General features: G+C 70.4%; 22 protein-coding genes. 10 read left to right on the forward strand and 12 right to left on the reverse strand.

The window, feature by feature from the left end; translation table 11 throughout:
• The first annotated feature begins 422 nt into the window (after positions 1 to 422).
• Complete coding sequence (locus OG257_RS04710; protein ID WP_329204985.1) at positions 423 to 986, forward strand: DUF4231 domain-containing protein; 564 nt, start codon at positions 423 to 425, stop codon at positions 984 to 986.
• Positions 987 to 1,189: 203 nt separating this feature from the next.
• Here OG257_RS04710 and OG257_RS04715 read toward each other — a convergent pair whose 3' ends face one another.
• Positions 1,190 to 2,629 carry a dihydrolipoyl dehydrogenase family protein gene (locus OG257_RS04715; RefSeq protein WP_329204987.1) on the reverse strand — a complete coding sequence of 480 codons (1,440 nt, stop codon included), beginning with the start codon at positions 2,627 to 2,629 and terminating at the stop codon, positions 1,190 to 1,192.
• Positions 2,630 to 2,744: 115 nt separating this feature from the next.
• On the opposite strand from OG257_RS04715, the gene trxA reads away from it, so the two are divergent.
• Positions 2,745 to 3,125 (forward strand): thioredoxin, encoded by a 381-nt coding sequence (trxA, locus tag OG257_RS04720; RefSeq protein WP_329204989.1) that lies wholly within the window; start codon positions 2,745 to 2,747, stop codon positions 3,123 to 3,125.
• 70 nt (positions 3,126 to 3,195) lie between these two features.
• Here the strand turns inward: trxA and OG257_RS04725 are convergent, their stop codons facing one another.
• From OG257_RS04725 to OG257_RS04735, 3 genes are all read right to left on the reverse strand, one after another.
• The gene (locus tag OG257_RS04725; RefSeq protein ID WP_329204990.1) at positions 3,196 to 3,564 is read right to left on the reverse strand and encodes a hypothetical protein; all 369 of its coding nucleotides are present in this window, start codon (positions 3,562 to 3,564) and stop codon (positions 3,196 to 3,198) included.
• A 60-nt stretch (positions 3,565 to 3,624) separates the two neighbouring features.
• The gene (locus OG257_RS04730) at positions 3,625 to 4,653 is read right to left on the reverse strand and encodes a LacI family DNA-binding transcriptional regulator (RefSeq protein ID WP_329204991.1); all 1,029 of its coding nucleotides are present in this window, start codon (positions 4,651 to 4,653) and stop codon (positions 3,625 to 3,627) included.
• 83 nt (positions 4,654 to 4,736) lie between these two features.
• Positions 4,737 to 5,855: a glycosyl hydrolase family 18 protein gene (locus OG257_RS04735; protein WP_329204993.1), complete on the reverse strand. Its 1,119-nt coding sequence runs from the start codon at positions 5,853 to 5,855 to the stop codon at positions 4,737 to 4,739.
• 71 nt (positions 5,856 to 5,926) lie between these two features.
• On the opposite strand from OG257_RS04735, the gene OG257_RS04740 reads away from it, so the two are divergent.
• Positions 5,927 to 6,394 (forward strand): type II toxin-antitoxin system PemK/MazF family toxin, encoded by a 468-nt coding sequence (locus OG257_RS04740; protein ID WP_329204995.1) that lies wholly within the window; start codon positions 5,927 to 5,929, stop codon positions 6,392 to 6,394.
• On the opposite strand, the gene OG257_RS04745 is transcribed toward OG257_RS04740, so the two are convergent.
• Positions 6,379 to 7,215, reverse strand: coding sequence for a TIGR02452 family protein (locus OG257_RS04745; protein ID WP_329204996.1), 837 nt, complete (start codon positions 7,213 to 7,215; stop codon positions 6,379 to 6,381). The genes OG257_RS04740 and OG257_RS04745 overlap by 16 nt on opposite strands.
• A 148-nt stretch (positions 7,216 to 7,363) precedes the next feature.
• Here OG257_RS04745 and egtA point away from each other — a divergent pair, with 148 nt between their 5' ends.
• From egtA to egtD, 4 genes are read left to right on the forward strand one after another with little or no spacing between them, the layout of a single operon-like run.
• On the forward strand, positions 7,364 to 8,686 hold the full coding sequence (gene egtA / locus OG257_RS04750; protein ID WP_329204998.1) for an ergothioneine biosynthesis glutamate--cysteine ligase EgtA: 1,323 nt from the start codon (positions 7,364 to 7,366) through the stop codon (positions 8,684 to 8,686).
• Positions 8,683 to 10,023, forward strand: coding sequence for an ergothioneine biosynthesis protein EgtB (egtB, locus tag OG257_RS04755; protein WP_329205000.1), 1,341 nt, complete (start codon positions 8,683 to 8,685; stop codon positions 10,021 to 10,023). The genes egtA and egtB overlap by 4 nt, the downstream gene beginning before the upstream one ends.
• On the forward strand, positions 10,023 to 10,778 hold the full coding sequence (gene egtC, locus OG257_RS04760) for an ergothioneine biosynthesis protein EgtC (RefSeq protein ID WP_329205002.1): 756 nt from the start codon (positions 10,023 to 10,025) through the stop codon (positions 10,776 to 10,778). Before egtB ends, egtC begins: the two co-directional genes overlap by 1 nt.
• Positions 10,775 to 11,737: an L-histidine N(alpha)-methyltransferase gene (egtD, locus tag OG257_RS04765; protein WP_329205003.1), complete on the forward strand. Its 963-nt coding sequence runs from the start codon at positions 10,775 to 10,777 to the stop codon at positions 11,735 to 11,737. Before egtC ends, egtD begins: the two co-directional genes overlap by 4 nt.
• Here egtD and OG257_RS04770 read toward each other — a convergent pair.
• From OG257_RS04770 to OG257_RS04780, 3 genes are all read right to left on the reverse strand, one after another.
• Positions 11,680 to 12,519, reverse strand: coding sequence for a lysophospholipid acyltransferase family protein (locus OG257_RS04770; protein WP_329205004.1), 840 nt, complete (start codon positions 12,517 to 12,519; stop codon positions 11,680 to 11,682). The genes egtD and OG257_RS04770 overlap by 58 nt on opposite strands.
• Positions 12,516 to 13,337 (reverse strand): GNAT family N-acetyltransferase, encoded by an 822-nt coding sequence (locus tag OG257_RS04775; RefSeq protein WP_329205005.1) that lies wholly within the window; start codon positions 13,335 to 13,337, stop codon positions 12,516 to 12,518. Before OG257_RS04775 ends, OG257_RS04770 begins: the two co-directional genes overlap by 4 nt.
• 176 nt (positions 13,338 to 13,513) lie before the next feature.
• A complete protein-coding gene (locus tag OG257_RS04780; protein ID WP_329205006.1) occupies positions 13,514 to 14,767 on the reverse strand; it encodes an extracellular solute-binding protein in 1,254 nt (417 codons plus the stop codon).
• Between the two features lie 202 nt (positions 14,768 to 14,969).
• On the opposite strand from OG257_RS04780, the gene OG257_RS04785 reads away from it, so the two are divergent.
• Positions 14,970 to 15,185 carry a dodecin gene (locus OG257_RS04785; RefSeq protein WP_329205008.1) on the forward strand — a complete coding sequence of 72 codons (216 nt, stop codon included), beginning with the start codon at positions 14,970 to 14,972 and terminating at the stop codon, positions 15,183 to 15,185.
• Here the strand turns inward: OG257_RS04785 and OG257_RS04790 are convergent, their stop codons facing one another.
• Positions 15,186 to 15,674, reverse strand: coding sequence for a phosphatase domain-containing protein (locus tag OG257_RS04790; RefSeq protein ID WP_329205009.1), 489 nt, complete (start codon positions 15,672 to 15,674; stop codon positions 15,186 to 15,188).
• Positions 15,675 to 15,711: 37 nt separating this feature from the next.
• Here OG257_RS04790 and OG257_RS04795 point away from each other — a divergent pair, with 37 nt between their 5' ends.
• Positions 15,712 to 16,281 carry a type 1 glutamine amidotransferase domain-containing protein gene (locus OG257_RS04795; RefSeq protein WP_329205010.1) on the forward strand — a complete coding sequence of 190 codons (570 nt, stop codon included), beginning with the start codon at positions 15,712 to 15,714 and terminating at the stop codon, positions 16,279 to 16,281.
• Between the two features lie 53 nt (positions 16,282 to 16,334).
• Here the strand turns inward: OG257_RS04795 and OG257_RS04800 are convergent, their stop codons facing one another.
• A complete protein-coding gene (locus OG257_RS04800; protein ID WP_329205011.1) occupies positions 16,335 to 16,661 on the reverse strand; it encodes a plasmid stabilization protein in 327 nt (108 codons plus the stop codon).
• Positions 16,662 to 16,882: 221 nt separating this feature from the next.
• Here OG257_RS04800 and OG257_RS04805 point away from each other — a divergent pair, with 221 nt between their 5' ends.
• Entirely contained in the window at positions 16,883 to 17,074 is a 192-nt protein-coding gene (locus OG257_RS04805; RefSeq protein ID WP_329205012.1) for a DUF6381 family protein, read from the forward strand.
• Positions 17,075 to 17,153: 79 nt separating this feature from the next.
• On the opposite strand, the gene OG257_RS04810 is transcribed toward OG257_RS04805, so the two are convergent.
• Both OG257_RS04810 and OG257_RS04815 read right to left on the reverse strand, forming a co-directional pair.
• A complete protein-coding gene (locus OG257_RS04810; protein ID WP_329205013.1) occupies positions 17,154 to 17,900 on the reverse strand; it encodes a succinate dehydrogenase/fumarate reductase iron-sulfur subunit in 747 nt (248 codons plus the stop codon).
• Positions 17,897 to 19,846, reverse strand: coding sequence for a fumarate reductase/succinate dehydrogenase flavoprotein subunit (locus tag OG257_RS04815; protein WP_329205014.1), 1,950 nt, complete (start codon positions 19,844 to 19,846; stop codon positions 17,897 to 17,899). The genes OG257_RS04810 and OG257_RS04815 overlap by 4 nt, the downstream gene beginning before the upstream one ends.

A 19,846-nucleotide genomic window follows, 5' to 3' on the forward strand; every position in this document is an offset into this window, starting at 1 on the left:
CACGTCGTGGAAGCCCGAGGTTAGCTCGGGCGGAGAACACACGAGCAGGAGAAGGCTGCCTGGTTGGAGGACAAGCGGGCCGAGGAACAGGCGGCGTCCGAAGCGCGGCCCCAGCCGTGCCGTATGCCTCTTTTGGAGAGGTACCAAGCGGGCAGTCGCCTTGGCTGTGCGCTGCCGCCACAAGGGCCTCGCTGCCGCCTACACCACCCAACGCCGACTCCGCCGCACCAATTGACAGGCAGGCATGCGGACGCTCATCACCCACTCACGCCGGTTTACCCGTTCGGGCGAAGAGGCATCCGTTCAACTGCGCAGTCGGGTTCACAGCTTTCACCTGGAAGCGGTTCGACATGGCTCCGTACAATGCAGCCGCGCTCCTATTACTACTCCCTCTCCTGATCGTCTTCATGTCCGGAAGACGCATGGAGAAAGAGGGAAGGGAGCGCGACGGAGAGGAGTCCACTGCCGAGTTGCGTCTAGAACTGGAACTCCTGGAAGAGCGTCGAATTCTGGAGGCGGCCCACTCAGGCCGTTCAGCCTATGAGCGTCAATACTCGTACCGGGAGACGATCCCACATGAAATTGACCGGCTAAGACGCGAAACTCGGCGATACCGAAGGGTTCATAACTTTTTCCAATGGAGCCTGTTCGTCACCTCCACCGCCATGTCGGTTTCGGCCGCTCTCTACGACCCCCTGCAACCCGGTAAGGGCATTCTTATCGCGTTGGGGGCATTCATTTCCTTCACCACTGCAATAACCGGATACTTCAAGTTCCGGGAACGCGCCTTCAATCTGCAACAAACCGCCGACGCTATCGAGCAGCACGTCACCGCATACGATCTGACGATCTCTCCTTATAATCACAAACAGGAACAAATCAACCTGGAGCGTCTCTCAGAGGCCGTCGAAAACCTTCGGGTGGAACAGCGTAAGCGCGAACAGCAACTGGAGCAGCCTCATCAAGGGCAGAACGAGGTCATCTGAACGACCAGGCAGCGCTATGCGGCTACTACGAAGACACCAACGCCGTAGCCCCTCGCCACGTCTACGTGCGCCCGTCGCCTGGTGTGCCTACATCCACACGTCTGCTCACATCGCCGCCGAGGTCGGGACACCCGTCGGTGGCGCCCACGTGTCTCCACTTCCCACACGTGAGCGCCTCCACTATCTAGCTTTAACGGCGGCCGCTACCCGCGAAACGTCTCCAGCAGGCGCAGCCAGATCTCGCTGATCGTCGGGTAGGCGGGGACCGCGTGCCACAGCCGGTCGATGGGAACCTCGCCGGCGACGGCGATCGTCGCGGAGTGCAGGAGTTCGCCGATGCCCGGTCCGACGAAGGTGACTCCGAGCAGGATCTCGCGGTCCAGATCGACGACCATCCTCGCGCGGCCCTTGTACCCCTTGGCGTAGAGGCCCGACCCGGCGACCGCGGCCAGGTCGTGGTCGACGGCCCGTACCCGGTGGCCGGCCGCTTCCGCCTCCGCGAGGGTGAGGCCGACCGAGGAGGCCTCCGGGTCGGTGAAGACGACCTGGGGTACCGCGGCGTGGTCGGCGGTGGCCGCGTGCGCACCCCACCGGTCCGTCTCCAGGAGCGGTGTCTTCTGGGCGCGGGCCGCGATCGCGGCTCCCGCGATACGGGCCTGGTACTTGCCCTGGTGCGTCAGCAGCGCCCGGTGGTTGACGTCGCCGACCGCGTACAGCCAGTCGCTGCCCTCGACCAGGCAGCTGTCGTCCACGGCGAGCCAGGAGCCGGGCTTCAGTCCCACCGTGTCCAGGCCGAGGTCATCGGTGCGCGGGGCCCGGCCGGTGGCGAAGAGGATCTCATCGGTCTCCAGTTGTTCCCCGCTGTCCAGTTCGACGGTCACGGGGCCGTCCTTGCCCGCCCTCCGCGCGACGGTGGCCGACACTCCGGTGAGGATCCGGACGCCTGCTTCGGTCAGCGCCTCGGCGACCAGTTCACCCGCGAACGGCTCCATCTTGGGGAGCAGCCTCCGGCCGCGGATCAGCATCGTCACCTGGGAGCCGAGCCCCTGCCAGACGGTGGCCATCTCGACGCCGACCACTCCGCCTCCGACGACGACGAGGCGGCCGGGCACCTCTTTGGCGCTGGTCGCCTCGCGGCTGGTCCAGGGGCGGACGTCCGCGATGCCGGGAAGCGCGGGAACGACGGCCCTGCTGCCGGTGCAGACGGCGACGGCGCGCCGGGCGGTGAGCTGCTTCCGCGTACCGTCCGGGGCGGTCACGGAAACGGTCCGGGTTCCGGTCAGCCGGCCCTTGCCCCGGTAGATGTCCGCGCCGATGCCCTCCAGCCACGCGACCTGGCCGTCGTCCTTCCAGTGGGAGGTCATCCCGTCACGGTGGGCAAGGACGGCGTCCGCGTCGAGGGGACCCTCCGCAGCGGCGCTCAGGCCCGGGACGCGGCGCGCGTCGGCGCGGGCGACGACCGGGCGGAGCAGCGCCTTGCTCGGCATGCAGGCCCAGTAGGAACATTCACCGCCGATGAGCTCCGACTCGACAACGGCCGTGCTCAGTCCGGCGGCCCGGGTGCGGTCGGCCACGTTCTCCCCCACGGGACCGGCCCCGATCACCACGACGTCGTACTCCGTGTTCTCCCCAGCATCAGTCATGAGGACAGTCTGGTCGTGGGTGTGCGCCGCTGCCACATGGGCAGGCGGAATAGGGAAAGCGACGTCACCGTTGTGCCGGACAGGTCCGAACGGGCAGAGGAAGAGGTAGCAGAGTATGAGCACCGTAGAGCTCACCAAGGAAAACTTCGATCAGGTCGTGACCGACAACGACTTTCTACTGATCGACTTCTGGGCTTCCTGGTGCGGTCCGTGCAAGCAGTTCGCGCCGGTCTACGACTCGGCGTCCGAGCGCCACCCCGACCTGGTCTTCGCCAAGGTCGACACGGAGGCGCAGCAGGAACTGGCGGCGGCCTTCGAGATCCGGTCCATCCCCACTCTGATGATCGTCCGGGACAACGTGGCGGTCTTCTCCCAGCCCGGAGCACTCCCCGAGGCCGCCCTCGAGGACGTCATCGGGCAGGCGCGGAAGCTCGACATGGACGAAGTACGCAAGTCCGTCGAGGAGCAGAAGCAGGCTCAGCAGGAGCAGCCGTAGTCCCTGCGGCCCTGCGGCAGACGTGGTGAGGGCCCGGCCGGTACGGCCGGGCCCTCACGTACGGGCGGGCTCAGCGGTCCCCCGTCTCCTCCGTGGGTTCGGCGGTTCGCTCCCCCGCCTCGGACTCCCCCGCCTCGGACTCCCCGGCGGGTTCCGTCGCCGTCCCGGCCTCCCCCGTCCCGCCCCTGCGCTCCGCGATCCGGACCGTGAGGCCGTAGTCCAGCTCCGCCCCGTCCACCAGCAAGGCCTCCACGGTGTGCGTCGCCGGGTCGATGTCCGCCTCCATGCCGTCCCCCGCGTAGCGCGGGTACCCCGACGCCCCCGTGTCCCCCGTGGCCGCCACGACCGCGGAGCGAATGGCGGCGCCGGGCGTGGGGGCGCCGGCGGACTCCTTGAATTCCGGGACCAGCAGGATCTCGTAGCTCTGCGGATGGCTCATGCCGAAGACGCTAGACATCCGCCGTCGGCTGCGCACGTCGTGACACCCCTCACGGCCCGTTCAGCTGGACTCGCGTGGCACGGAGCGGGCCCGCAGCAGGTCGTGTCGCTCGGGCGCACCGCTGGGGTGCTGGACCAGGCGGTCGATCATCTCCGCGAGCGGCTGTGCCGTCGCCAGTTCCATCCTGACGCTGCTGAGACGGGGCCGCAGGAGCCTGCCGAGCATCAGGTCGTCGGCACCGATGACGGCCGTCTCCGCGGGCACCTGGACGCCGGCGTCCTGCAACGCCCTCATCAGGAGCATGGCGTATTCGTCGTTGTACGCGAAGACGGCGTCCAGGCCCAGTGTCCGCCACCGGCCGGCCAGCTCCCCGGCCGACTCCTCCTCGTACCGCAACGGCAGCGGCTGGATCCGGGCATCGGTCCCGGACTCCTCCACCGCACGGAGCGCGCCGGCCAGCCGTGGTTCGGAGAACACCGCGAGACCGGGGTCCTGGGGCATGACCACCCCGATCCGGCGGCGGCCGCGGGACAGCAGGTGCGTGGCCGCGCAGCTGCCGACCTGGCGCTGGTCCATGACGAGCGCGTGTGCGCCGTCCACGGGCTCCGGTCCGAGCGTGATCACCGCCTTGGCCCCGGAGCGGGTGAGCACCCCTATGCCCTGCGGGGTGAGGGTGATGCCGCCCGGCGAGACGACCGCGACGGGGCGGAGCTCCGCCCACGCCCTGACCGCCTCGTCGGCGTCGAGGCCGACGCTGCCGTACTGCACGACGGTGTAGTCGAGACGGCGCAGATCTGTCTGGAGATCCTGGTGGAAGCGCTGGTGGAGTGGTCCGGCAGGCACGTGCGTGGCGGCCAGCAGCACCATCCTGGTGTGTCCGGCGCGCAGGCTGCGGGCAGCCGCGTGCGGGACGTAGCCGAGGTCGGAGGCCGCTTCCCTGACCCGTCGTCGGGTGGGTTCGCTGATCCGTACGGTCGAGTTGTTGTTCAGTACGTAGGACACGGTGGCCCGGGAGACTCCGGCGAGGCGCGCCACGTCGGCGCTGGTCGGTACGGAGATGTCGGCGGGCTGCTCGGGTAACTGGCTCATGGCGTCGGGCAGTCTTCCAGACCCGCCGGTCCGGCCCGTGGCCCGGGGGCACCGGGGCCGCGGGCCGGACGGGGCTGCCGGGTTCACCCGCCGGCGAGTACCGGCCAGAGCTCGGGGTCCTCGAAATTGAGTGCCCACAGCACGGTGTTGGTGACGCCGTGCCTGCGCAGCACCGGCAGATGCGTGGCGACGCCGCGGGCGTCCTGGTACCAGACCTCACGGAGTTCCGTGCCGTCGTCGTAGGTGAAGTACGGCGTTCCGGAGACCTCGTCGAGCCGGTAGGGCGCGCCCTGTTCCTTGCGCAGCGCCTCGGCCTCCTTCCAGGTGACGTGCTTCGTCGCGGACGTGCTGTCGCTGTCCGCGGGCCAGTCCCAGCCGTAGGCGGGGAGCCCCATCTCGAGCTTGGCCGCCGGGACGAGGGCGGTGGCGCGGGTGAGGATGTCCTCGTACCAGCGTGTGTCGGCGAGCGGGCCGGGGTCGCCGCCCGACCAGTGGAGGTTGTAGCCCATGATCCTGATCCGGTCGGCGACGCGGCCGAGGGCCGCGTAGTCCCAGATGCGGCCGGTGGTCGCGGTCTTGGGGAACACGGTGATCACACACTGCTTGCCCATGCCCTGGAGCCGCCGGCAGAGATCGGTCGCCAGCGCGGTGAACCCGTCGCGTACGGCGGCGTACGTGGCGTCGCCCGTGGCGGCGATGGATTCGTAGTCCAGGTCGAGGCCGTCGTAGTCACGGGTGGCGACGGTGCGCATCAGCGCGTCGGCGTGCTCGGTGCGCCGGGCGGGGCTGGTGAGGATCGCCGCGAGGGCTCCGGACTCCATCGTCTCCATGACCGTGGGGACGACCTTCGCTCCTGCGCGGTGCAGTCCGTCGATGATGCGTCGTTCGCCCGCGCCGGGGTGTGCGTCGATCCGGCCGGCCGACACCGCCTGGTACCAGAACGGGCTGACCGTGTGCAGTTGGTCGGCGTGGAGGAGGGCGTCCTGGTACGCGCCTTCCTGGTCCCAGTAGGGCAGCCATGCCGACACCGTACGGGGAAGCGCTGTCGAGGGGCCGCCTGACGGCCCCTCGGCCGTGGCGGGTGGCGGATCGGGGACCGGGGCTGACGCCGTGGCAGATGCCGTGGGCAGCAACGTCGCTGCGAGGAGCCCGGCGACCGCGACGGCGCGGGCCAGGTGTGCGGTGAGGGCGGGGGTGATCATGAGGTCGAGCCTGAACCCCGTTTCACGGACCCGCTCCACGGATTGGGCCGTCCAGGTTCTACGGTGTTGCGATGACGTTCCAGCACACCAACTACAGCAGTGACAGTTCCTCCGACTTCCCCGGACGCAGCGGCCCGGCCGCCACGGCAGAGGCCGACCCCCGTGACGTGGGACCGGTCCGCACCTCGTACGCGCCGAACCGCGACGGCGATCCCGACCCGGGAGAGATCGTCTGGACGTGGGTGCCGTTCGAGGAGAACGACGGGCGGGGCAAGGACCGGCCGGTCCTGGTCGTGGCCCGGGAGCAGGAGGGCACGCTGCTCGCCGTACAGCTGTCCAGCAAGCAGCACGACAGGGACCACGAGTGGGTCGCCCTGGGCGCCGGACCGTGGGACAGCTCGGGGCGGCCGTCCTGGGTCGATCTGGACCGGGTGCTGAGGGTCGACGAGGACGGCATGCGCCGTGAGGCCTGTGCTCTGGACCGGGACAGGTTCGATCTGGTCGTGGTGCGGCTGCGGGAGCGCTACGGCTGGAGCTGACCGGCGAACACCCGGGTGAAGGCCGCCCGGACCTGGGATTCGGGACTGCGGTCCAGGATGCCGAAGACGATCTGTTCGAAGTGGCCCGCGAACCGTCCGCCGTCGGCGAGAAGGGTGCGGAAGGCGCCCGCCACCTCGGCCGGGTCGTTCTGGAAGACCCCGCACCCCCAGGCGCCGAGGACCAGCCTGCGGTAGCCGCGGACGGCGGCCACTTCGAGGACCCGTTCGGCGCGGCTCGCGAGCGCGGCCGGGATGCGGTGGGCCTCCGCGGGAGTCTGCCTGCGGATCACTCCGGCGTTGGGTGCGGGTGAGGTCAGGAAGCCCACGGTGTACGGGGTGTCGAGGAGCCTCCCCCGGTCGTCGCGGAAGACCGGTACCCCCGGTGAGTGAATGACCCGGTCGGTGTAGAAGGCGCTGCGTTCCTCGCGGTGGTGGGCGTAGTACTCGGGGGCGCGCAGCAGCGTGGAATGGAGCGCGGAGCCACGGCACAGGGCTTCCTCCTGGGCCTGCGCCCCGTTCAGGTAGCCGCCTCCCGGATTGCGGGCGGAGGCGTAGTTCAGGACGGCGACCCTGGCCGTCGATCCGGCGGTCATCCGGTGCGCCGCCTGCAGACTGCTCTCGTCGGTGACCTCGAAGGACGGGGTGCGGTCGGTGTCCAGGACGGCGACCGGTACCGGCTCCGGGCCGTACAGCCTGGTGCCGGACAGCGCGGCCGTCAGGGCACGCTCGATGCTGACCTCGCGCCCGTCGGGCGCGCGGTAGCGACCGGCCGTGACAATGGCCTCGGTATCTCGCGCGATGCCGCGCAGTCGTGCGCTCATGGGCGCGCCCCCGTGTGGTGCATACGGGGCATGCTGGACGCCGGGGCGGCATGGACGCAACCGGTTTTCCGTCCCACAGGGGCACCCTTGTGCGAACTCTCGGTAAGGGTTTGGGTGGTAGGGAAGCACCCCAAAAAGGAGGCCCAGCATGCCCCCGGACACACCCGGCGATCACAGTTCGCCCGTCGACGCGGAGCTCCTCGGCGAGGACGAGGCGGAGGATCTGCTGCGCGGCATATGTTTCAAGACGGGACCGCCCCGGACGGTCGGCGTGGAACTCGAATGGCTCATTCACGACCTTGAGAATCCCGAAGTCCCCGTCTCCCACGACCGGCTCGCCGCCGCCGCGGAAGCCGTGCGCGGCACTCCGCTCGACGCGGCCCTGACCTTCGAACCGGGCGGTCAGCTGGAGCTCAGCTCGCAGCCCGCCGCCTCCCTCATGGCGTGCGTCGACCGGACCGCCGCCGACATGAGGAGCGTGCGCGACACCCTCGGCCGGGCCGGCCTCGCACCGGTAGGACTCGGCGTGGATCCGTGGCACCCGCCCCGCCGCCTGTTGCAGGAGCCCCGTTACGCGGCCATGGAGACCGCCCTCGACCGGTCCGGGACCGCCGGTCGCGCCATGATGTGCACGTCCGCGTCCATCCAGGTCTGCCTGGACGCCGGTGAGGAGGAGCCGGGACCGCTGGGCTACGGGCGGCGCTGGCAGCTCGGGCACCTGCTGGGCGCGGTCCTCGTCGCGGCCTTCGCCAATTCGCCGTTCCGGGAGGGGCGGCGTTCGGGCTGGCGCTCGACACGGCAGTCGCTGTGGGCCGACCTCGATCCGGCGCGGACGCTGGCGCCGAGCAGCCGCCTCGCGCCCCGCGACGCCTGGGCGGCGCACGCCCTGGACACGCCGGTGCTGTGTATCCGCAACGGCGAGGCGCCGTGGGCCGTACCGGACGGGCTGACGCTCAGGGACTGGATCCGGGGTGGCGGACCACGGCCTCCGGTGCGCGCCGACCTCGATTACCACATCACGACGCTCTTCCCCCCGGTACGCCCGCGCGGGCACCTGGAGCTGCGCATGATCGACGCCCAGTCCGGCACCGACGGCTGGCTGGTGCCGCTGGCCGTGACGACCGCCATGTTCGACGACCCGGAGGCAGCCGAAACCGTGTACCGCACCGTCAAGCCCCTGGCCGAGACAGCCGGCCCGCTGGCCGCACCCCGCAACCCCCTCTGGACAGCCGCCGCCCGTGACGGGCTGAGCGATCCGGAACTGGCCTCGGCGGCCGCCGCCTGCTTCGCGGCCGCACTGGAGGCGCTGCCCAGGATCGGGGCGAGCGACCACGTGCAGAACACCGTCGCGGCCTTCCACGACCGCTACGTGGCCCGGGGCCGATGTCCGGCCGACGATCTGCTCGCCCCAGCGGCAGCGGGGTCCGGTGACGGATCCGCCCCGCGGCACGGAAGGGGCACGGCCCGATGACCGACACTCCTGCGTCTCCCACCGAACCCGGCCTGGACACCGAGTCCCTGCGCAAGCGCGCCCTGGCCGCCCTCCTCACCGCCCGCGAGCGCACCGCGCTGCTCACCGACAGCGTCGAGGACCACGAACTCGTCGCCCAGCACTCCCCGCTGATGTCGCCCCTGGTCTGGGACCTGGCGCACATCGGGAATCAGGAGGAGCTGTGGCTGCTGCGCGCCGTGGGCGGCCGTGAGGCGCTGCGCCCGGAGATCGACGGCCTGTACGACGCCTTCGAGCACTCCCGCGCGAGCAGGCCCTCGCTGCCCCTGCTGGCGCCCGCGGAGGCGAGGACCTATGCCGCCGACGTACGCGGGCGGGCTCTGGACATCCTCGACGGTGCGCCGCTGCACGGCGGCGGCCGGCGGCTCGAGCAGGCGGGCTTCGCCTTCGGCATGGTCGCCCAGCACGAACAGCAGCACGACGAGACGATGCTGATCACCCATCAGCTGCGGTCGGGGCCCGCGGTGCTCAGTGCGCCGGAGCCGCCGGAGCCCACCGACGCGGTGTCCCGGCCGGCCGAAGTCCTCGTCCCCGGGGGCCCCTTCACCATGGGCACCTCCACCGAGCCCTGGGCGCTGGACAACGAACGGCCCGCGCACCGGCGCGAGGTGGCGGCCTTCTTCATCGACACCGCTCCGGTCACCTGCGGCGCCTACCAGCGCTTCATCGATGACGGCGCGTACACGGACGCGCGCTGGTGGGACCCCCGGGGCTGGGACATGGTCCGGGAACACGGTCTCACCGCACCCCTGTTCTGGCACCGCGACGCCGGGCAGTGGCTGCGCCGGCGCTTCGGGGTGACCGAGCCGGTCGCGCCGGACGAGCCGGTTCTCCACGTCAGCTGGTACGAGGCGGACGCGTACGCCCGCTGGGCGGGCCGACGGCTGCCGACGGAGCCCGAGTGGGAGAAGGCGGCCCGTCACGACCCCGCCTCCGGACGTTCCCTGCGCTATCCCTGGGGCGACGAGGACCCGACACCCGAACGGGCCAATCTGGGACAGCGCCATCTGCGCCCCGCCGCCGCGGGCGCGTACGCGGCCGGCCGGTCCCCGTCGGGCGCGGGGCAGCTGATGGGCGATGTGTGGGAGTGGACGTCGAGCGACTTCCTGCCCTATCCGGGCTTCGCGCCGTTCCCGTACCGGGAGTACTCGGAGGTGTTCTTCGGTCCTGAGCACAAGGTGCTGCGCGGTGGTTCCTTCGCCGTGGACCAGGTGGCCTGCCGCGGTACGTTCCGCAACTGGGACCTTCCGGTGCGGCGACAGATCTTCTCCGGCTTCCGGACTGCGAGGGATATCTGATGTGTCGTCATATTGCTTGCCTGGGGCCCCCGATGGCCCTGGGCGACGTGCTCGTGTCCCCGGCACACTCGCTCGTACGCCAGTCCTGGGAGCCGCGCCGCCAGAAGCACGGCACGGTCAACGCCGATGGTTTCGGCGTCGGCTGGTACGCGGACGGCGATCCCGCTCCGGGGCGCTACCGCCGCCGGGGGCCCATCTGGGGCGACGAGACATTCGCCGATCTGGCCCGGGTGGTGCGCAGCACGGCTGTTCTCGCCGCGGTCCGGGACGCGACGTGGGCGGGCGCGGACGGCGAGGCAGCCGCCGCACCGTTCGCCGCCGGCCGCCTGCTCTTCAGCCACAACGGGGCGGTGAAGGGCTGGCCGGACTCCCTGGCACCGCTGGCCGGCGCCCTGCCGCCTGCGGAGCTGCTCGCACTGGAGGCACGGACCGACTCGGCGCTGATCTGGGCGCTGATCCTCCATCGGATAGCCGCGGGGGACGAGATACCGCAGGCGGTAGCCGACACCGTTGTCGACATCGCCTCGGCCGCCCCCGGTTCGCGCCTCAATCTGCTGCTCACCGACGGCTCCACGATCGTGGCGACCGCGTGGGGCGACTCGCTCTGGTACCTCGACGAACCGGGCCGCCGCATGGTGGTGGCCTCGGAGCCGTACGACGACGATCCGTACTGGCGCGAGGTCCCCGACCGCACTCTGCTGGCCGCGACCCGCACCGACGTTCTGCTCACCCCGCTCAAGGAGCCCACTGAGTGAGTCCCTTCCTGCTGACCCGCACCCTGCCTCTGGACGCGACGGACGCGGCGCTGCGCGCCGATGTGCTGAGCGGCCTGACCCGGCATCCGAAGACGCTGCCGCCCAAATGGTTCTACGACGCGCACGGCAGTGACCTGTTCGAGGAGATCACCCGTCTGGCCGAGTACTACCCGACCCGTGCGGAACGGGAGATCCTGATCGCGCACGCCGCGGACATCGCGGCGGCGTCCGGGGCGCGGACCCTGATCGAGCTGGGGTCCGGTTCCTCGGAGAAGACCAGGCATCTGTTGGACGCTCTGCCCGAACTGCACACCTACGTACCCGTCGATGTCAGCGAGAGCGCCCTGACGGGCGCGGCCGAGGCGCTGCTGGCCGAGCGTCCCGGGCTCTCCGTGCACGCCCTCATCGCCGATTTCACGCACGTCCTGGAGCTGCCCGACAGCCCCGGGCCGCGGCTGGTCGCCTTCCTGGGCGGCACGCTGGGCAATCTGCTGCCGAAGGAGCGCGCGGAGTTCCTGAAGTCCGTACGGGCACGCCTCTCACCCGGCGACAGCCTGCTGCTCGGCACGGACCTGGTCAAGGACGAGGCGACCCTCGTCGCGGCGTACGACGACGCGGCCGGGGTGACGGCCGCGTTCAACAAGAACGTCCTGACGGTGGTGGACCGCGAGCTGGGAGCGGACTTCCAGCTCGACGACTTCGACCATGTGGCCGTGTGGGACCCGGAGAACGAGTGGATCGAGATGCGGCTGCGCTCCCGGCGGGCCCAGACCGTGAAGATCCCCGAGCTGGATCTGGTGGTCTCGTTCGAGGCGGGCGAGGAACTGCGCACGGAGATCTCGGCGAAGTTCCGCAAGGAGGGAGTACGGGACGAACTGGCCGCGGCGGGGCTGCGGCTGGCTCAGTGGTGGACGGATTCCGAGGGCCGGTTCGCGCTGTCGCTGGCGACGGCCGACTGAGCGGCCCGCGCGAGTGAACGTCTGTCGGGCTCACTGCCTGCCGGGATCGGCGCGAGGACGCTGATCTCGGCCGTGAGCCCGGCGGCCGTCACCACCCTCCAGAGCGAGGCGGCGAGCGGATCGTCCCCGACGAACGCCGCGGCGCCGGCGGTGCTCAGGTCCGTGGTCCGGTACCGGATGCGCACCGGCCGGACCGCGGCGCCCGCGTCGATCGCCGCCTGGAACGCGGCGGGCCGGAACCGGCCGCCGGTGCTCCGGCCGCACCAGGTGCTGCCCTGGGGGAAGACGGCGACCCGTGATCCTGAGCCCAGCGCCGCGGCCAGGGTCCGCACTGCGGCCGGCAGGGCCCGCAGCCGGTCCCGTTCGATGAACAGCGTGCCGCCGAGCGCGGCGAGCGGTCCGAGCAGCGGCCAGTTCCGGATCTCGCTCTTGGCGACCATCCGGGCCGGGAAGACGGCGGCGACGAGCGGGATGTCCAGCCAGGAGACGTGGTTGGCCACCACGAGCTCCCCCGCCGGTGCGCGTGCCGCCGCCTCCGGCCCGCCGGTGACGCGTACCCGTACGCCGAAGGCCCGCACCACCGTGTACGCCCACCGGCGGACCAGCCGGTCGCGGCCCGCCGGGCCCAGGAGCAGCACGCCCGGTACGCAGAACACCCCGAGCAGCGTGAGCGCGCACCCGGCGAACAGCAGGGCCGCGGCGGACAGCGGGGCGCGCCGCTCGCCCAGGTGTCCCGCGCAGTCGTGCGGGGTGCACGGGGCCATGGGCAGCCAGGCACTCATCGCAGGGGGGCGAGCGAGAGGAAGTGGCGCAGGTAGCGGGGGTCGGTCCGGCGCATCGAGAGCAGGACGTAGAGGTCGGCGACGTTGAAGTCCGGGTCGTGGGCGGGGGCCCCGCAGACCCAGGCGCCGAGGCGCAGATAGCCGCGCAGCAGGGGCGGCAGCGCGGCCCGGCCTCCCGCGCCCCCTGCGGGGTGTCCTGAGGTGTCCCAGAGGCGGTGGGGAGTGACCCAGTACTTCTCGGGGGCCAGGTTGTGGGTGCGTACGGTGTCCCAGCTCCTGGCCGCCAGCGCGCCGCCGTCGGCGAGGGGTACGGAGCAGCAGCCGGCCAGCCAGGTGTGTCCGGTTCGCTCCATGTAGCGGGCGAGTCCGGCCCAGATCAGCGCGATCACCGCGCCGTCGCGGTGGGCCGGGTGGACACACGAACGGCCTACCTCGACCAGGTCGTCGCGTATGGGTCCGAGCCTGCTGAGGTCGAACTCGCTCTCCGCGTACAGCCCGCCGGCCCTCGCGGCCCCTTCGGGCGGAAGGAGCCGGTAGGTGGCGACGACGTCCCCGGTGGCCACCTCGCGCACCAGGAGGTGGTCGCAGTGGACGTCGAAGGCGTCGCTGTCCAGGCCGGGCTCGGGGCCGTCGAGCCGGGCGCCGAGCTCACCGGCGAAGACCTGGTGGCGCAGGCGCTGGGCGGCGCGTACGTCCTCCTCGCAGGTGGCGAGCGAAACCCGGTACCCCGAGGGGGCGGTGGGGGCCCCGCCCTGCGGAGGGACCGCCCGGGCAGCGGCGGGAACGGGCGAGGCGAGGGGAAGGGGCAGCACGGTCATGGCAGTCTCCGGGGACGGATCAGCAGGGCGGCTGCCGGGCCCCCGCTGGAGTGCGGCGGCCCGGCCCCTTACTTCTTCCGTGACCGGCTGGACTTGACATGACCGCTACGGAGAGCGGGGATGTGCGACGGCTGAATCCCGGGGGGCCGGATTCGGCCGTCGCTCCCGGCTCGCTGTCAGCCCGTGGTGAGCTTCGCGGTGATGCGTTCCGACGCCGCCTTCGCTTCCTCCGCCGGATCGCCGCCCTGCAGCACTGCGGTCATGTACGGCTTGATGGGATTCTCGGCCTCGACGGCGGCCCAGTGGGGCGAATTGGGTGTGGCACGGCCCTGGGTGGCCCCCTCGGCCATCGCGGCCGTTCCTTCCTGCCCCTCGATGACTCGGGCGAGAGCGGGCTTGTTGGGCACGTAGCTCATCGTCCTGGCAAGGTCCGTCTGCCACTTCTCGCTCGCCAGGGCCGTGATGACGTCGATGCCCGCGGCGCGCTCGTCGGCCTTGTTCGGCACGATCAGGTCGGATCCGCCGGTGAAGACGGCGCCCGGGTTCTTCGCGGTCTTGCCCGGTATGGGGAAGTAGCCGAGCTTGCCCTTGAGATCAGGATTCGCCTGCTCGATGAGGGCGGCGCTTCCCGGCACGGAGATGATCTGGGCGACGTCGCCCTTGGCGAACACGTCGGTCTGCGGGGGCGTCTGCTCGTCGGCGTCCTTGGGCCCGTCGCCGAGCGCCTGGAGCTCCTTGTAGAAGTCCATCCCCTTCAGTGCGGCGGGCGAGCCCAGCGCACCCTGCCAGTCCCCGCCGTTCTCGTCGGCGAGTTCACCGCCCTCGTCCCAGATGAATCCGGCGAGGACGTACCAGTTCTGGCCCGCGAGGTAGATGCCCTGCCGGCCGTCACCGTCGAGCTTCTCGCTGGCCTCGATCCACTCCTCACGCGTCTTGGGCGGCTTCGTGATCCCTGCCTGGGCGAAGAGGTCCTTGTTGTAGATGACGACACGGTTGGCCGCGTACCAGGGGATCCCGTACTGCTGACCGCTGATGCTGCCCGGTTCCGCCAGGCCGGGAAGCCAGTCCTCACTGCCCAGGTCACGCATCGACTCGAGGGTGAGGTCGCGCAGTCCACCGCTTTCCGCGTACTGCGCGACCTGGGTGTTGCCGACCTCGATGACGTCGGGCGCGTCATCGCTGTCGAGGGCTTCCAGGACCTTCGGGCCGATGCCGCCCCACTCCTGGATGACGAACTCCAGTTCGATGGAGGGGTTCTCCTCCTCGTACGACTCCGTGAAGCGGTCCAGAAAGCCCTGGGAAACGCTGTCCTGCATCAGCCAGACGGTGACCGTGCGACTGTCGGGCCCCCCACCGGGCAGGTAGCCGCAGCCACCCAGCGCTACGGAGGAAACGAGCGCAACGGCTCCGGCCAGTTTGCGGAATCTCACGAGGGTCACCTTCTGCGGAACGACACGACGGAACAGGACCCGGGTGGGGGGACTGCGGGCGGCGCTCGCACGGGTTGTGGCCTGGAGTTTGGTATGGACCAATCGGCAGGTCAAGGGCCCTGCATCCGGAACCGCGACAGCCGCGATCCCTCGCGCGTCGACGCGGAGTGAGGCACCGTGGAACCAGGAAAGGAGACATTAGATGTCTAATCACACCTATCGGGTCACCGAGATCGTAGGAACCTCCGAGGAGGGCATCGACGCGGCGATCCGTAACGGCGTCGCAAGAGCTTCCGAAACGTTGCACAATCTCGACTGGTTCGAGATGACACAGGTGCGCGGGCACATCGAGAACGGCCGGATCGCGCACTACCAGGTGGGCCTCAAGGTCGGTTTCCGTCTCGACGGGAAGGCCTGATCAGGTACGGCCCTCGCGCTCCTGCGCATCCTTGAGCGACGACGACGGCACGGCCCAACGGGCACGTACCACCGCGAATCCCGCCAGTTCGGCCGCATCGCAGACCAGTTCGTCGTCGTCGACGAGGACCCGCACCTCACGCTCCCGGCCCAGCCGCTTCAGGATCTCCAGCTTGGTGCGGCGGGCCGGCCGCCTGTCGTCGTTGCGCCGCATGTGCACGCGGCCCGGCGGCAGCCCCTGCTGCTCCAGCCACGCCAGGGTGTCCCGTCGGCACCGCTCCGGCCGGCCGGTGAGGTACACGACCTCGCACTCCTCGGCGCTCGACAGGGCGAGGCTCACGCCCTCCTCCAGCGGAGGGTCGTCGACCGCCGCGGCGAAGAACGCTCCCCAGTCGCGCCGGGCCCCTTCGAGGAAGTGCTGTCGGTGGCCGCTGTCCGCGAGCGTCCCGTCCAGGTCGAATACGGCCAGCGGCCGGGCGTCGTCTTTCACCCGCTCACCCTAGAAGACACGAGGAAAGGACAGGCGCATGACGGGCGATGACCTCAGCGGACGCCGGGTGCTGGTGATCGTGACCAACTACGGCGTCGAGCAGGACGAACTCGTGCTGCCCGTGCGGCATCTGCGCGGACGCGGAGCCGCCGTGGACATCGCCGCCGAGTCCTCGGACGTCATCCGGACGCTCGTCGGCGACACGGATCCCGGGGAGAACGTGCGGCCGTCCCTGACACTGACCGGCGCCGATCCGGCCGGCTACGACCTCCTGCTGGTCCCCGGCGGAACACTCAACGCCGACTCGCTGCGGCTGCAGGAGCCCGCCATGGACCTCGTCCGCTCGTTCACGTCGTCCGGCCGTCCGGTGGCGGCCATCTGCCACGGACCATGGGTGCTGGTCGAGGCAGGATCCGTCGAGAACAAGACCCTCACCTCGTACGCCTCGCTGCGGACGGACATCCGCAACGCCGGCGGCAACTGGGTCGACGAGCCGGTCGTCAGCGACGACACCGGCGGCTGGCTCCTGATCACCTCGCGGACACCGGACGACCTTCCGGACTTCCTGCACGAGATCGACAGAGAGCTCGCAGCGGTGGCTTCCTGAACCTCCGGTCCCGCCACGGGGCAGTGGCGCGGTGCGGATCCGCGCCGACGCCCTCAGCGGCCGAGAGCCTTGCGCAACTGCTCCTTGTTCATCGACGAGCGGCCGTCGACGTGGCGCCGCTTGGCCTCCTCGTACAGCTGATCCTTCGTCGGCCCCTTCGCCCCGCTGCGGGAACGCTCACCGCCGCGCTCGGACGCCGACTTCGGGTCCCGGAGGGAAGCGGGACTCGCCGTCTTCGACTCGCCCGAGCGCGCACGTTCCTTGTTGACCGTGCGGGCGGCGATCTCCTTGGCGCGCTCCGTGGACGTGCCGCGCTTCTTCGCGCTCTCCTTGATGTGCTCGTACTGACGCTCACGCTTGGAACTGGAAACTGCGGGCATGACGCTCTCCTCGCTCCCGGACCGGGTTCATGGTCCGCCTGCCCACCACCCCACCGCGTGACACCCCCCGCCGCCCGGCCGAAGAGCCGAACGGGGCACCCTCCGACCGGGTCCGCCCACGGCGGAACCGCCTCGGTCGCGACGCCCGGCTTTCGAGATGCAGACTCGGCGGTCCGCTGATTCGCTGATCCTGTCCGCTCCCCACAGATCCAGGAGTGATCATGAGCGTTGCAGGTGAATCCGGCGGCCGTGCCAAGCAGCTGCGTGTCAAGGCGCAGGAACTGAAGGAAGCCGCAGAGCGCGCCTCCGACCCCGAGCAGCGCCAGCGGCTCCAGGACAAGGCCCGCCGCCTGCAGGAGCAGAGCGAGCAGGAGAGCAGCATGCGGGACCGCGACATGGACCCGATGGTGTAGAGCCCTCGGCCCACGCTGCCGGTGGCCCTCCCGAGTCCGACACCGACGGGGAGGACCACCGGCAGAGCTGTGTACCGGGTCAGCGGCGTACCTTGCGGGTGGCCCTCAGCCACTCCTTGTTCATGGCCGCGATCGAGGGCAGCGGAATGCCCTTGGGGCAGGCCGTGGCGCACTCGCCGGTCAGGGTGCAGCCGCCGAATCCCTCCTCGTCCATGGTGGCGACCATGTCGAGTACCCGGGTCTCGCGCTCGGGTGCGCCCTGCGGGAGCACGTTGAGATGGTTGATCTTCGCCGAGGTGAAGAGCATCGCGGATCCGTTGGGGCAGGCCGCGACGCAGGCCCCGCAGCCGATACACTCGGCGTGCTCGAAGGCGAAGTCGGCATCCGGCTTGGGTACGGGGGTGGCGTGCGCGTCGGGCGCCGTGCCGGTCGGGGCGGAGATGTATCCGCCGGACTGGATGATGCGGTCGAAGGCCGAACGGTCCACGACCAGGTCCTTGACGACCGGGAAGGCGGAGGCGCGCCACGGCTCGACGTCGATCGTGTCGCCGTCCTGGAAGGAGCGCATGTGGAGCTGGCAGGTGGTGGTGCGTTCCGGGCCGTGGGCATCGCCGTTGATGACGAGGCTGCAGGCGCCGCAGATGCCTTCGCGGCAGTCGTGGTCGAAGGCGACGGGCTCGTCCCCGCCGAGGATGAGTTCCTCGTTGAGGGTGTCGAGCATCTCCAGGAACGACATGTCCTGGGAGATGCCGTCGACTTCGTAGGTGGCCATGGCGCCGGGCGCCTCGGCGTTCTGCTGGCGCCAGACGCGCAGGGTGAGCTTCATGCGTAGCTCCGCTGGGTGGGGTGGACGTACTCGAAGACGAGGTCTTCCTTGTGCAGGACGGGGGCGTCGCCTGTGGTGCTGAACTCCCAGGCGGCGGCGTAGGAGAACTCCTCGTCCCGGCGGGCGGCTTCGCCGTCCGGGGTCTGCGACTCCTCGCGGAAGTGGCCGCCGCAGGACTCGGCGCGGTGCAGGGCGTCGAGGCACATGAGCTCGGCGAGCTCCAGGTAGTCGACGACGCGGTTGGCCTTCTCCAGCGACTGGTTGAACTGTTCGCCGGTTCCCGGCACCTTGATGCGGCGCCAGAACTCCTCCCGGATCTCCGGGATCCGGTCCAGTGCCTTGCGCAGCCCCTCCTCGGTGCGGGCCATGCCGCAGAACTCCCACATGAGTTCGCCGATCTCCCGGTGGAAGGAGTCGGGGGTGCGGTCGCCGTCGACGGCGAGGAGCAGATTGAGCCTGTCCTCGGTCTCCGCGACGGCTTCGGTTACCGCCGGGTGGCCGGCGTCGATCTCCTGCGTGTGCGGGTTGCGGGCCAGGTAGTCGTTGATGGTCGACGGCAGGACGAAGTAGCCGTCGGCGAGGCCCTGCATCAGCGCGGACGCCCCGAGCCGGTTGGCCCCGTGGTCGGAGAAGTTGGCCTCGCCGATCGCGAAGAGGCCGGGGATCGTGGTCTGCAGGTCGTAGTCGACCCAGAGCCCGCCCATCGCGTAGTGCACGGCAGGGTAGATCCGCATCGGGGTCTCGTACGGGTTCTCCGCGGTGATCTGCGCGTACATGTCGAAGAGGTTGCCGTACTTCTCCTCGACCTTGTCCCTGCCCAGCCGCTGGATGGCCTCGGCGAAGTCGAGGTAGACGCCCTGCCCGCCGGGACCGACCCCACGGCCCTCGTCGCAGACGTTCTTCGCGGCGCGGGAGGCGATGTCGCGGGGTACGAGGTTGCCGAAGGCCGGGTAGATGCGCTCCAGGTAGTAGTCCCGCTCGTCCTCCGGGATCCGGTTGGCGGGGCGGTCGTCCCCCTTCGCCTTGGGGACCCAGATGCGCCCGTCGTTGCGCAGCGATTCGCTCATCAGCGTCAGTTTGGACTGGTGGTCGCCGGTGCGCGGGATGCAGGTGGGGTGGATCTGGGTGAAGCAGGGGTTGGCGAAGTAGGCGCCCCGCCGGTGGGCGCGCCAGATGGCGGTGGCGTTGGAGTTCATGGCGTTCGTCGACAGGTAGAACACGTTGCCGTAGCCGCCGCTGGCCAGCACGACCGCGTCGGCGAAATGTGTGTCGATCTTCCCGGTGACCAGGTCGCGGGCGACGATGCCGCGGGCCTTCCCGTCGACGACGATCAGGTCGAGCATCTCGGTGCGGGCGTGCAGTTCGACGTTGCCCGCGGCGATCTGGCGGGACAGCGCCTGGTAGGCCCCGAGGAGGAGCTGCTGTCCCGTCTGGCCGCGGGCGTAGAAGGTGCGGGAGACCTGGACGCCGCCGAAGGAGCGGTTGTCGAGGAGGCCGCCGTACTCGCGTGCGAAGGGCACACCCTGGGCGACGCACTGGTCGATGATCTCGACGGAGATCTGGGCGAGCCGGTGGACGTTGGACTCGCGGGCGCGGAAGTCGCCGCCCTTGACCGTGTCGTAGAAGAGCCGGTGGACGGAGTCGCCGTCGTTGCGGTAGTTCTTCGCGGCGTTGATACCGCCCTGCGCGGCGACGGAGTGGGCGCGCCGCGGTGAGTCCTGGAAGCAGAACTGGACGACGTGGTAGCCCTGTTCGGCGAGGGTCGCGCCTGCCGAGCCGCCGGCCAGTCCGGTGCCGACGACGATGACGGTGTGCTTGCGGCGGTTGGCCGGGTTGACCAGTTTCGCCTGGAAGCGGCGGGTGTCCCAGCGCTCGGCGACGGGGCCTTCGGGCGCCTTGGTGTCGACGACGGGTTCGCCGGTCGCGTAGGTCGTGTAGTCGCTCAT

This window comes from Streptomyces sp. NBC_00683, assembly GCF_036226745.1.
GTDB lineage: Bacteria > Actinomycetota > Actinomycetes > Streptomycetales > Streptomycetaceae > Streptomyces.